The sequence below is a fragment of the Achromobacter spanius genome (genome assembly GCF_039673305.1).
GTDB classification, from domain to species: Bacteria; Pseudomonadota; Gammaproteobacteria; order Burkholderiales; family Burkholderiaceae_B; genus Achromobacter; species Achromobacter spanius_F.
In genome coordinates this window covers 31,794-44,241 of the sequence record NZ_JBDJLJ010000012.1, presented here as the reverse complement: position 1 = coordinate 44,241, position 12,448 = coordinate 31,794, and the positions used below count along the sequence as shown (strand labels likewise).

Genomic DNA, 12,448 nt, shown 5'->3' with positions numbered 1-12,448 from the left:
TTCAGGACGGTTGCTGCACGACGATGGAGGGGAATTTCCCGGCCATATCGCGCGGCAGCGCGGCAACGCCGGCCGCCAGCTTGCGTGCGATGGCGCGATACAGCGACGCGGCCTCGCTGCCCGCATCCGACACGACGGTCGGGGTGCCGGCATCGGTCTGCTCGCGGATCGCCAGGGTCAGCGGCAGGCTGCCCAGCCACGGCGTCTGGTATTGCTCGGCCATGCGCTGGCCGCCGCCTTCGCCGAAGATGTGCTCGGCATGCCCGCACTGCGAGCAGATGTGGATGGCCATGTTCTCGACCACGCCCAGGATCGGCACGTCCACTTTCTGGAACATGCGCAGGCCCTTGCGGGCGTCCAGCAGGGCCACGTCCTGCGGCGTGGTGACGATGACCGCGCCGACCACGGGCACCTTCTGCGCCAGGGTCAGGGCCACGTCGCCGGTGCCGGGCGGCATGTCGACGATCAGGTAGTCCAGGTCGCGCCAGTTGGTCTGGCGCAGCAGTTGTTCCAGCGCCTGCGTGACCATCGGGCCACGCCAGATGGCGGGCGAGTCGGCGTCGATCAGGAAGCCGATGGAGTTGGCCTGCAGGCCGTGGCCGGTCAGCGGCTCCATGCTCTTGTTGTCCAGGCTCTCGGGACGGCCCGAGATGCCCAGCATCGTCGGCACGCTGGGACCGTAGATGTCCGCGTCCAGGAGGCCGACCTTGGCGCCTTCGGCCGCCAGCGCCAGCGCCAGGTTCACGGCGGTGGTGCTCTTGCCCACGCCGCCCTTGCCGGATGCGACCGCAATAATGTTGCGCACGTTGGGCAGCGGCTTCAGGCCCTTCTGCACCGCGTGCGCGGCAACCTTCCAGGTGACGGAGACTTGCGCGTCGGGCGCGCCCGCCTGGGCCAGCGCCCGGACGGCCAATTCGCGGATCTGTTCGCGGACGGCGTCGGCGGGATAACCCAGCTCCAGCGACAGCGCGACACGGCCGCCGCCCAGCTGAATGTCACGATCTTTTACAGAAACACCCAAATCCAAACCGGTATTCGGGTCTTGCACGGCGCGCAATGCGGCGCGGATGTGTTCTATCGTTATACTCATGTCACTATGGTTCCGTAGGCAGCGCGGCTTCTGCGGGCCGCCATCCCCTAAAGGATAGCGGATACACGGGAACCTTTCGCTGCGTTTTGCATCCGACATTCATGACCAACACACTTATCCGCTTCTTTCGTGCCGTCCTATTCGCCGCCCTGGCCCTGATCGGCATGGCGATGGCGCTGGTGTTCATGCTTTCCACGGCAATCGCCGTGGCGATCCTGTACGTGGTCGCCAAGGTGCGTGGCAAGCCGTTCGGCGTGCGCGCCTATTGGAGCCAGCGCCAAGGCGCCCGTCCGGGCCCCTTCCAGTCCGCCACCGCCCCGTTCGCCACGCAGCCGCGCGGCGACGTGATCGACGTCGAGGCCCGCGAAATCCGCTGACGGCGGTTTTCCAACCCGCTTGCGCTGTTTCCGACGCAAGCTGGGCGTGCTGTGCCGCGTAGTTGCGCGGCCATCGCGCCCCGCCCCTTCCCCCAACCCGCCTGATCCGCCCCGCCGCGATCGGCGGGTTGTGTGCTTTCCGGGACGCATCCCGGGCAACTCGGCCCGCTTGCCCTAAAATGGCCGGCCAAACTCCTTTTCCCCTCAACCTCTGTCGACAACCATGTCTCGCACCCTTTTTGTCACCACAGCGCTGCCCTACGCCAACGGATCTTTCCACATCGGCCACATCATGGAGTACATCCAGGCCGATATCTGGGTTCGTTCGATGCGAATGGCGGGCCACACGGTGCATTTCGTGGGTGCCGACGACGCGCACGGCGCGCCGATCATGCTGAAGGCGGAAAAGGAAGGCATCACGCCGCAGGCGCTGGTCGCCCGCTACGCGGCCGAGCGGCCGCAGTACCTGAACGGCTTCCACATCCGTTTCGACCACTGGCACTCCACCGATTCGGCCGAGAACGTGGCGCTGTCGCACGACATCTATCGCGCGCTGAAAGCCCAGGACCTGATTGAAACGCGCTCCATCGAGCAGTTCTACGATCCGGTCAAGGGCATGTTCCTGGCCGACCGCTACATCAAGGGCGAATGCCCCAAGTGCCACGCCAAGGACCAGTACGGCGACTCCTGCGAAGTCTGCGGCGCGGTCTACGCGCCGACCGAGCTGATCAACCCCTATTCGGCGCTGACCGGCGCCACGCCCGTCCTCAAGTCTTCCGACCACTTCTTCTTCAAACTTTCCGATCCGCGCTGCGTGGAATTCCTGCAGCAATGGACGACCGGCTCGAACAAGCACGGCGGCAAGCACCTGCAACCCGAAATGCTGGCCAAGACGCGCGAATGGCTGGGCGCCGAGGACGGCGAGGCCAAGCTGGGCGACTGGGACATCTCCCGCGACGCGCCCTATTTCGGCATCGAGATTCCGGACGCGCCGGGCAAGTACTTCTACGTGTGGCTGGACGCGCCGGTGGGCTACCTGGCTTCGCTCAAGTCGTACTGCGAGGTCAAGGGCATGGACTTCGACGCCCTGCTCGACCCCAACGGCGACACCGAACAGGTGCACTTCATCGGCAAGGACATCGTGTACTTCCACGCCCTGTTCTGGCCCGCGATGCTGAAGTTCGCCGGCCGCAAGACGCCGGACGCCGTGAACGTGCACGGCTTCATCACCGTCAGCGGCGAAAAGATGTCCAAGAGCCGCGGCACCGGCATCTCGCCGCTGCGCTACCTGGAAATCGGCATGAACGCCGAATGGATGCGCTATTACATTGCCGCCAAGCTGAATGCGCGGGTCGAAGACATGGACTTCAACCCCGAGGACTTCATCGCGCGCGTCAATAGCGACCTGGTCGGCAAGTACGTCAACATCGCCAGCCGCGCCGCCAGCTTCATCACGAAGCACTTCGACGGCGTGCTGGGCTACTCGGGCGATACCGCCGCGCTGGCCGCGGAATACGCCGAACAGGCCGAATCCATCCGCGCCGCGTTCGAGGCCCGCGAGTACAACCGCGCCATCCGCGAAATCATGGCTTACGCCGACCGCATCAACCAGGCGTTCGACACCGCGCAACCGTGGGTCCTGGCCAAGGGCATCGCCACCGCCGACGACGCGCAGAAAGCCGCGCTGCAGGACATCTGCTCGCGTTCGCTGGCCGGCTTCAAGGCCCTGTCCGTGATGCTGGCGCCGGTGCTGCCTGCGCTGGCCGAACGCGTCGCCATGGAACTGTTCGGCGCGCAGGCGCCGTTCACCTGGGCGGACGCCTCGGTGCTGCCGCAGCGCGTCGCGCCGTTCAAGCACCTGATGCAGCGCGTCGAGCCGCAGATGCTGGAAGACCTGTTCGAACCGCCCGCGGCGCCGGTCGTGGTGCCCGGCGGCGAGCCCCTGGCCGAAACCATCTCCATCGACGACTTCGCGCGCGTCGACCTGCGCATCGCGCAGATCGTCAACTGCGAGCACGTCGACGGCTCGACCAAGCTGCTGCGCCTGACGCTGGACGTGGGCGAAGGCCGCCACCGCAACGTGTTCTCGGGCATCAAGTCGGCCTACAAGCCCGAAGACCTGATCGGCAAGCTGACGGTCATGGTGGCCAACCTGGCCCCGCGCAAGATGAAGTTCGGCGTCTCCGAAGGCATGGTGCTGGCCGCCAGCCACGCGGATGAAGCCGTGGACGCCGGCATTTACGTGCTGGAGCCCTTCCCCGGCGCCAAGCCCGGCATGCGCGTGCGCTGAACCGCCACACGCCGCCCATGAAAAGAGCCCGCGTCAGCGGGCTCTTTTGCGTTCCGGGCAGGCGTTGCGCGCTAGGCGTTGCTGGGCGCCAGCGCCGGATCCAGCGAGACGCGCTCGTCGAACACGAAGCACTTGCCTTCGTAGCCGGGGCCGCCGGTTTCCTCGAAGTACTTGAGGATGCCGCCGTCGAGCTGGTAGACGTTCTGGATGCCGGCCTCGTTCATGTAGATGGCAGCCTTTTCGCAGCGGATGCCGCCGGTGCAGAAGCTGACCACCGTCTTGCCTTCGAGCTGCGCGCGGTTCGCCTGCACCGCGTCGGGAAATTGCGTGAAGCGGTCGATGCGCCAATCGATGGCGTTCTTGAACGTGCCTTCGTCCACCTCGAACGCGTTGCGCGTGTCCAGCATCACCACGGGACGGCCCGCGTCGTCGACGCCCTGCTCCAGCCAGCGCGCCACCGTGCGGGCGTCGACGCCGGGCGCGCGGCCCGCGGCGGGGCGTATCGCCGGATGGTTCATCCGGATGATCTCGCGCTTGATCTTGACCAGCAGCTTGCGGAACGGCACGTCGCCGCTGTGGCTGAACTTGACCTCCAGCTCGGCAAAGCGCGGATCGGCGCGCAGGTCGCGCAGGAACGCGTCGATGCCGTCGGCCGCGCCGGCCAGGAACAGGTTGATGCCCTCTTCGGCCAGCAGGATGGTGCCCTTGAGCCCGGCATCGCCCGCCAGGCTCAGCAGGTGCGTGCGCAACTCGGGCAGGGAATCCAGCGGAACGAACTTGTAGGCGGCGATATTGACGACGGAAGTCATGGCAAAGCAGTAAAAAACGGGCGACGAAGCCCGTAATAGTAATCGCTGGGCGGCCCGGGCCGCCCGTGGCCGCGGTTGCGCCAGCTCAACGGCTGACGACTTCCTGCTCGATCACCGCGTCCAGCACCCAGCGCACCGACGAGGCGTCGGCGGGCGGATTCGGATCGTGGACCTCGACCACGCGCAGGCGGTAGCGCACGCCCGGCTGGAAATTGAAGCCGGTGATGTCGCCATACCAGAACTGCCAGGGTTGCGAGGCGCTGTCCCGGACCTGGTAGCACATGGCGCGGCCCGCGCCGGCGGTGCAAGGCACCCGCTCCGAATTCACATAGACCAGCTTCGAGGGGCCGCGCTGGCCGCCGGCGACGGGATCGGTCCGGCGGCCGAAATCCAGCGTGTCGCCCGTGTTGAGCTTCCAGGTCATGCGCTGCGGGTTGTTGGTGTTGTCCACGGAACTGGCGGTGATGCGCGTGAGGCTCGCCAGGAAATCCTGCTCCAGCGCCATGGCCTGCGGCGCGCATGCCATCCTTGTGGACACGGGCTCCGAACGGACGATGAGCAGGCCATTGGCGACCGTGTAGGGCGCATTGAACTGGTTGCAGCCGGCAAAGCCCATCATGCGCGGGGAGCCCTGCTCATGGATGAACGCCACGGTAACGGGCCGCGTGGTCGACGACGGATGCGGCACGGGGCGCAGCCCGCCCGCGGGCAACGTCCAGCGCGCCAGCTCCCAGCTGGTCTGCACCAGCATGTCCGAGGCAGACGCGGGCTGGAAGCGCGGATCCTGCCCGTCGGCGGCGCGCATGGGCGGCGACGAGCAGCCTGCAAGGCCGATGAACAGCAGGCAGGGCGCCAGTCGGCGCCAGGAAACGAGAAAGGGCATGCGTGCCTCGTGAGACGGTCTGCGGGGCGGAAGCGATCAGGGCGTCGGCGGATCCTGGCGGCGTTCGAACTCGAGGACGTCGCCGCCGCGAAGCTTGAACGTCAGATGGCGCGGCGCGCCGCCGCTGTCCAGCGTGAACGTATCGATGGCGCCCAGGCCGCGCAGGTAGTCGGCCTCGAGCTTGGCGCGTTCGGGCGGCACGCAGGCCATGCGGGTGGTGGCCGGCGCGTCGATGAACAGCTTGCCCTTTTCCAGCCTGTAGCTGCCCATGTAGCGGTTGCAGCCCGCAAAGCCGTTGACCTGGTACTGCTTGCCTTGCGCCAGGAAGGTCAGCCGGATGGGTTCGCCGTTGTCGCCGTGGGGGATGTCGCGCAGCGCGCCGCCGGCTTGCGTCCAACGGACCAGTTCCCAGCTGGTCTGCGCCAGCGAATCCTTGCTGCTGGCGGCGTTGGCGGCGGCGGCGCCTTCCGGGCGGGCTCCGCCGAGGGAGCCGGCGCAACCGGCCAATGCCGCGGTCAACATCCCCAGGCAGAGCAACCGGGCAGGCGTGGACAGGAAGTTGGGCATGGACGGGACTCCAGGAAGGTTCGCAACTTTCGTACTGTAACCGGCATCGGCCGGGCGGGCGATTTTCTCCGCCCTACAGCCGTATCCGAAAGCAGCACGAGCAAGCCGCGTTCCTACCTCGGATGGCGCGGCGTGCTGCATCGAAAGCTGCATGGCGGGCGCCCTTGACTGCGCGCAGAATCATCGCAGCGGGTGACTCCGGCCGGATCAGAAATAAAGGGAAAGAGGAGCGGAGCACTCCACGACGTCAGGCGCAAGTGTCCGGCCCATCGGGCCATAGAAGAATATCGACGGGGGAGACACGCAATGGGCTTCTTGAGAACGTTACTCGCGCTGTCGGTGGTGCTCGACCACCTGGGCGGCGGCTACGGCGATCACCTCGTGGGCGGCAGGCTGGCGGTTCAGCTTTTCTACGTGATCTCCGGCTTCCTGATTTCGTATGTGCTGACCGCGACCGACCACTATCAGGGCGCGGTGGGCAAGTTCTACGCGAACCGCGCCCTGCGGCTGTTCCCGATCTACCTGGCCGTGGCGGCCCTGACGCTGACCGCGCACATCGTCAGCGGCGGCTCGTTCTTCCGCATCTACCAGTCGCTGCCCTTCAGCGCCGAGCTCTTCCTGGTGATCTCCAACATTGTCATCTTCGGCCAGGACTGGCTGATGTTCTTCGGCATCCGGGATTCCGCGCTGGCGTTCACCGGCAGCTTCGCCAACAGCGATGTGCCGCTCTACAAGGGCCTGCTGGTGCCCCAGGCCTGGACCCTGGGCGTGGAAATGAGCTTCTATCTGGTGGCGCCTTTCGTGCTGCGCTCGCCGCGCCGGCTGCTCGCCCTGCTGGCGGCATCGCTGATCCTGCGCGCGGTGCTGATCGCAACCGGCATCGGCCGGTCCGATCCCTGGACCTATCGCTTCTTCCCCACGGAGCTGGCGCTGTTCCTGATCGGCTCGCTGTCGCACCAGGTGCTGCTGCCGCGCATGAAGGCCTGGACCCAGCGCGTGAAGCGCCTGCCCGAATTGGGCACGGCCATCCTGTTCGCCTATGTCCTGGTGCATTTCTCGATCGGCATCAATCCCACGGTGCGCGACGGCCTGGCGGTCCTGCTGTTCGCGGCGCTGCTGCCGCTGGCGTTCCTGTTCCAGTCGCGGCACCGGCTGGACAAGGCGATCGGCGAACTGAGCTATCCGCTCTATATCTGTCACATGCTGGTGATCATGGCGTTCAGTTGGCTCATGCACGGGCTGCAGGAACATCAGCCCATGCTGTTCGCGGCCATGGCGATCACGGGCTGCATCGGGGTGTCGGCGGTGTTGAACTACCTGATCGCGGATCCCGTGGAGCGCCTGCGCAACCGCCTGCGCACCGACGGTGCGCGAGGCACGGCGCAGCCCGCGGCCGATGCCCGTCCGCGGCCTCAGGTGCCGGCCGATCCGTTGGGGACTATTCGCCGCGTGCCTTGATGTACGCGGCCAGCACCAGCTCGATCTGCCGCTTCTCTTGCGAACTGAGCCTGTCGTAGGTGGCGTAGGAAACGGTCTCGAATGGCCACGCGGGCTGCAGGGCGAATGCGCCCGCGCCGCTCACGCCGTCGGCGCCCTGCGCCGAATCCAGCATCGGCCCCTCGCCGGTGCTGAGCCATAGCGGATTGACGCGCAATGCGCGCGTCAGTTTGATGAGGGCGTCGCTGGAGGGCTGCTGGCGCTGCCCACTTTCGTAGTTGCCGATGGCGCTTTGCGACAGGTTGCTCGCGACAGCCAAGTCTTTTTGAGTCCATCCCTGAAGCATTCTTGCGTTGCGCAGACGATGGCTAAACGTGTCCAATCGATCAACCCGAGACATTAATATGAATGTATTTATTTGATTAAAGCATCTCAATTCTGCTGCCAAACAAACGGATTACACCCCAATTTCCGGGCTAATCCGTAAATCGCGGCGGCCCCCCGCGCAACCGCACATCCGGCTCGCCTGCCCGCATCCCGCCGCGCGCAAGCCTGCGCCAGAAAAATCATATCTATCATCGACTTGCAGAGCTTCGCCCGGGCCAGACGCAGATCCGCCCGGCGTTCCCCGCGTGAGGACCAGGCAGCAAAAAAGCCCGACGAGTTTATGGGAATTCAATCGGGTAAAAACAAAATAATGTATCGGTAATACATAATATATTGTTGATGCAAAAGACGAAACAAACACTGTTTCAATGGTCTCAAGGGTGTCCGCAGGGCATGGTCTGTTACCAGTCGAAACTATCGAAACGTATCTTCACAAAAAAACACGCCCGTGTTTAAATGAAACACGGGCGTGACCTCAGCGCCCACGAAGGCCGGCAACGGCCTGGTCCTGCGGGCGCCGCGGCCCGCTCCGGCGCCGCCCCCGCCGCGCCGCCTCATTGGAAGCATCAATGAACAACACGCTGGATGTCATTTTTCTTGGCAGTGACAACGCCAGGCATGCCAGACTGGTGGAAGGGCTTTCCCACCTGGGATTCAATGTCCGACGCTGCCACGACCTGGTCGATGTCTACGACAGGTTTTCCCGCCGGCCCAGCCCGCTGGTGGTCCTGGAAGCGCCCCTCACCGATGTCCACAACGCCGCCGTGCGCCTGCGCGCGGTGGACCGGAGCCTGGGCATCGTCGCCATCGCCGATTTCACCGACTCCGAAAGCCGGATCCGCACCCTGCTGTGCGGCGCGGACGCCTGCCTGCCCCCGGAAGTCACGGGGCTTGAACTGGCTGCCGTGCTCCAGGCGCTTGTCAGACGCGCAGTGGGCCTGGACGGCATGGACCCCGCATCGGACCCGCAAGCCGCGGAAGAACCCTCCCAGGAAGGGTGGCGGCTGGCCAACAAAGGCTGGACGCTGATCAGCCCCAGGGGCCGCACGCTGGGCCTGACGACCGGCGAGCGGGACTTCCTGTCCCGGCTGGTCCGGGCGCCCGACCGCAAGGTCAGCCGCGATGCGTTCATCGCCGACGGCGCCGACGAGGCCGACAGCGGCATCACCCGCCGCCGCTTCGTGGACGTGATGATCAGCCGCCTGCGCCGCAAGGCCACGGCCAATCAGATGACCCTGCCGATACGGGCCGTGCACGGATGGGGCTACATGTTCGCGGCCGACATCACGCTGGACCTGGACTATCGGGTATCGGTGCAAAGCGGCCGTGCGGACAGCCAGGAGGCCTGGCGCAGCGAAGCGGAAGACGCGAGCGCGTCGGTGTAGCTGCGGGCCTTGTGCGCGCCCCGGAACGGGCGGCGGGGCGAAAAAAACGCGGCGCTGCCCCCGAAGGGTAAGACGCCGCGCTAAAACAACACGTGAACCTGGAGTCATCGGCCGGCACCGATGCCTTCTACCTGGATCACGCGATTCCAACATTCGTGCCTCATACTACTCACGCACGGTCCGACCGTGGACCCGCGCCGGGTCTCTAGTCCCTGCGCAGGCTGCAACGTGATCAACGCCTGGCAATTCGTCCACCCTGGCTGCTGGCGGGCTTATCAGCCATATCGGCGGCGTTCCTTTCGGATAGCCACCTGATGCGGAAAGTTTAGGACCTCGGACGAGTTTCCAGTAATTCTTTGTTGATAGTCTTCCATACCTATCTGATATAGGACGAGCGTGCGTCCCATGCCTCTGCCCCGACCCAACCTGCGCCATCGCCTTCGCAAATTCCTGGCCCTGTTCCCGCCCAACTGGTGCCTGGCCATCCTGGTGGCCCTGGACGGCTATGCGTTCATGCACCCCGTGCTGCGCGAGGTCCGGGCGCGCGAGTATTCGTTCTGGCTGGCGCTGGACAACTGGCACGAAATCATGCGGGTCGTCGGACTGCTGGAGATCCCGCGCCTGGTGCTTGGCGTGGGCCTGCAGGTGATCGCCCTGGGCCTGATCCTGAAGGCCCGCATCGCGTGGGCGTTTTCGCTGGTGCTGCTGATCGGCATCGGCACCTTCGCCATCCTCGGCGACGGCGGACGCGCCGGGCTGGGCATCTACACGCTGATCCTGGTGATTGCGCTGGTGGCCTACTGGCGGCGCTTCGACCGCGCCAGCGTGACGGCCGGCTCGCTCTTCGCGCTGGTCAGCGTGCTGTCGCTGCTGATCTATGCCGTGTTCGGCGCGCTGTACCTGGGCAACGAATTCAACCCGCCTATCCTCGACGTCGGCACGGCGCTGTACTTTTCCATCGTCTCCATGTCCACGGTGGGATACGGCGACATCACGCCCCACAGCGGCACGGCGCGGATGTTCACCGCGTCGATTATCATCCTCGGCATTACCGTGTTCGCCACGTCCGTCAGCGCGATCGCCGGACCGGTGATCGGCGGCAACCTGAAACGGCTCGTCAAAGGCAGGTTTTCCTCGGCCATGAGAAAGAACCACATCATCATCGCCGGCGCGACGCCGCTGGCCCAGAGCGTCTACCAGGGGCTGCGCAGCCGCAACGAAGAGGTCACCGTCATCGTCCCGGTGGGCGTGGCGCACGACTACCCCGCGGCGACCGACCTGATCGAAGGCGATCCGTCCAGCGTCGACGTGCTGCACCTGGCGGGCGTGACGCGCGCGCGCTACGTGCTGGCGCTGCGCGACGACGACGCCGAGAACGCGTTCATCGTGCTGGCGGCCAAAGAGGCCACGGGCACGGGCGGCGCCAAGACCGTGGCGCTGGTCAACACCAGCAAGCACCTGGAGAAGATCCGGCGCGTGCAGCCCGACCTGGTGTTTTCGGTGCAATTGCTGGGCGCCGAACTCCTGACCCGCGCCATCAACGGCGAACCCATGGACAGCCAGGCCATCACGGACCTGTTCTTCGCCCAGCCCTCAGCCGGCGCCAAGACCGCCTGAGTCCGGCCGCGCCGCGCCAGGCGGCGCATGCCCGGCATACCAGCGCAGAAACTGCTCCGACGGCATGGGCCGCGCGAACAGATAGCCCTGGATGAAGGAAACGCCGCGCCTGCACAGATAGTTGAACTGCAGCTCGGTTTCCACGCCTTCGGCCAGCACCGCCAGTCCCAGGCGATGCCCCAGGGTGATGATGACGTCCAGGACCGGCGCGTCTTCGCCGGTAGGCTGGATGGCGTGCACGAAGCCCTGGTCGATCTTCAGGTAGTCCACCGGGAACCGCTGCAGGTACGACAGCGAGCAGTGGCCCGTGCCGAAGTCGTCGATGGCCACGCGCACGCCCTGCGCGCGCAGCGCGTCGATATTGCTGCGCGCCTGCCCGTCGTCGGTGATCAGGCTGCGCTCGGTGATTTCCAGCACGACCACCGGCTGGCGCGCCGCGATGTTCGCCACGAAGCGCTCCACGTCGGCCTGGAGCGCCGGGCTGGACAAGTGCTCGGCGGCGATATTGACGCCGATATGAAAGCCCGGCGGCGTGTTCCAGCCGCGCATGTCGCGTTCGATGAGCGCGAAGAGATGGCGGGTCAGCGGAATGATCATGCCGTCCTCTTCGGCCGCCGCGATGAAGATGTCCGGCCGCACGTAGCCCACGCCCGGACGCTGCCAGCGCATCAGGGCCTCGACGCCTGCGCACTGGCCCGTCGCCTGCCCGTAGACCGGCTGGTAGTGCACCTGGAATTCGTCCGCGCGCATGGCGCGCCGCAATTGTTCCTTGTAGGACTGGCGATTCGCCTGAAGGCGGTATGCGCCGACGGCAAGCACGAAGCCGAGCAGCACCGCCGCCGGCAGGTAGGTCAGCATCAGTTGCTGCCAGGCCTCCACGACGGTTTCGGGAGGCGCCTTGACGCGGATGGTCAGGGGAGCCCGCCCGTCGTGGTTCGTGGTTTCGCTGTAAACGAGCTCGCCGGGCGCCGCGCCCGGCAGCTTCGCCTCGCTGTGTATCGGCGCCCCGCCCTCGCCCACCAGCAGTTCGATCCGGTAGTCGCGCAAGGTCGCGACGGCGTTCAGCAGATCCTGCACATAGCGCCCATCGACCACCACCACGCCGCTATGCCCGTCCGCCCCGGGCCTGCCCAGCAGGATGGCGGGGCGTTCCGGCGCCAGGGGCGTCCCGGCCACCGTGAACAGCCAGTGGTCGGGCGACACGCCGGCAGACCATCTTTGGAATTCCGCGACCGAGTAATCGGCCTTGCCGACCGCGGACGAGCAGTAGATGCGGTCGCCGCGCAGCAGGATCAGCGAACGGAAGTAGGGATTGAGCGTGCCCCAGCGCTGCAGGTCGGGAAGCGCGTCCGCGCAAGGCAGGGACGTCAGCGCGGCCACCCTGTCCAGCACGTCCCAGGCCTGCGCCAGGATATGCTGCGCCTGCGCCCGGACGATGCGGGCCGCCGACTCGGCTTCCTCGCGCTGCGCTTTCTGGGCATGCCACCAGGTCAGTCCCACGCAGGCCAGCACCGGAAGCGCCAGGGCCAGCGCCACGGGAAGATAGCGCCACGACGGTACACGTTCCCTCAAGCCGGATGTCGGCAAATTCCCCTCGCTGGAGTAT

Annotated in this window: 11 protein-coding genes; 5 read left to right on the top strand and 6 right to left on the bottom strand. The window is 66.1% G+C overall.

Going from position 1 to position 12,448, the window contains the following annotated elements; genetic code table 11:
• Nucleotide 1: 1 nt before the first annotated feature.
• The gene (gene apbC, locus ABE485_RS12765; RefSeq protein WP_346515662.1) at nt 2-1,090 is read right to left on the bottom strand and encodes an iron-sulfur cluster carrier protein ApbC; all 1,089 of its coding nucleotides are present in this window, start codon (nt 1,088-1,090) and stop codon (nt 2-4) included.
• Nucleotides 1,091-1,191: 101 nt separating this feature from the next.
• Here apbC and ABE485_RS12760 point away from each other — a divergent pair, with 101 nt between their 5' ends.
• A complete protein-coding gene (locus tag ABE485_RS12760) occupies nt 1,192-1,467 on the top strand; it encodes a hypothetical protein (RefSeq protein ID WP_006226181.1) in 276 nt (91 codons plus the stop codon).
• Nucleotides 1,468-1,690: 223 nt separating this feature from the next.
• Nucleotides 1,691-3,757 (top strand): methionine--tRNA ligase, encoded by a 2,067-nt coding sequence (metG, locus tag ABE485_RS12755; protein ID WP_346515661.1) that lies wholly within the window; start codon nt 1,691-1,693, stop codon nt 3,755-3,757.
• 71 nt (nt 3,758-3,828) lie between these two features.
• Here the strand turns inward: metG and ABE485_RS12750 are convergent, their stop codons facing one another.
• From ABE485_RS12750 to ABE485_RS12740, 3 genes are all read right to left on the bottom strand, one after another.
• The gene (locus ABE485_RS12750) at nt 3,829-4,566 is read right to left on the bottom strand and encodes a sulfurtransferase (RefSeq protein ID WP_346515660.1); all 738 of its coding nucleotides are present in this window, start codon (nt 4,564-4,566) and stop codon (nt 3,829-3,831) included.
• Between the two features lie 85 nt (nt 4,567-4,651).
• Nucleotides 4,652-5,449, bottom strand: a complete 798-nt coding sequence (locus tag ABE485_RS12745; protein ID WP_430795420.1) for a DUF4377 domain-containing protein — start codon at nt 5,447-5,449, stop codon at nt 4,652-4,654.
• Between the two features lie 36 nt (nt 5,450-5,485).
• The gene (locus ABE485_RS12740) at nt 5,486-6,016 is read right to left on the bottom strand and encodes an META domain-containing protein (RefSeq protein ID WP_346515659.1); all 531 of its coding nucleotides are present in this window, start codon (nt 6,014-6,016) and stop codon (nt 5,486-5,488) included.
• Nucleotides 6,017-6,322: 306 nt separating this feature from the next.
• On the opposite strand from ABE485_RS12740, the gene ABE485_RS12735 reads away from it, so the two are divergent.
• Entirely contained in the window at nt 6,323-7,474 is a 1,152-nt protein-coding gene (locus ABE485_RS12735) for an acyltransferase family protein (RefSeq protein WP_346515658.1), read from the top strand.
• Here ABE485_RS12735 and ABE485_RS12730 read toward each other — a convergent pair.
• Nucleotides 7,455-7,853: a helix-turn-helix domain-containing protein gene (locus ABE485_RS12730; RefSeq protein ID WP_346515657.1), complete on the bottom strand. Its 399-nt coding sequence runs from the start codon at nt 7,851-7,853 to the stop codon at nt 7,455-7,457. The genes ABE485_RS12735 and ABE485_RS12730 overlap by 20 nt on opposite strands.
• 556 nt (nt 7,854-8,409) lie before the next feature.
• Here ABE485_RS12730 and ABE485_RS12725 point away from each other — a divergent pair.
• Together ABE485_RS12725 and kch are read left to right on the top strand one after the other, a co-directional pair.
• On the top strand, nt 8,410-9,225 hold the full coding sequence (locus tag ABE485_RS12725; protein WP_346515656.1) for a response regulator transcription factor: 816 nt from the start codon (nt 8,410-8,412) through the stop codon (nt 9,223-9,225).
• 405 nt (nt 9,226-9,630) lie between these two features.
• A complete protein-coding gene (kch, locus tag ABE485_RS12720; protein ID WP_346515655.1) occupies nt 9,631-10,842 on the top strand; it encodes a voltage-gated potassium channel protein in 1,212 nt (403 codons plus the stop codon).
• Here the strand turns inward: kch and ABE485_RS12715 are convergent.
• The gene (locus tag ABE485_RS12715) at nt 10,819-12,414 is read right to left on the bottom strand and encodes an EAL domain-containing protein (protein ID WP_346515654.1); all 1,596 of its coding nucleotides are present in this window, start codon (nt 12,412-12,414) and stop codon (nt 10,819-10,821) included. The two genes, kch and ABE485_RS12715, sit on opposite strands and share 24 nt — an antisense overlap.
• Nucleotides 12,415-12,448 lie beyond the last annotated feature (34 nt).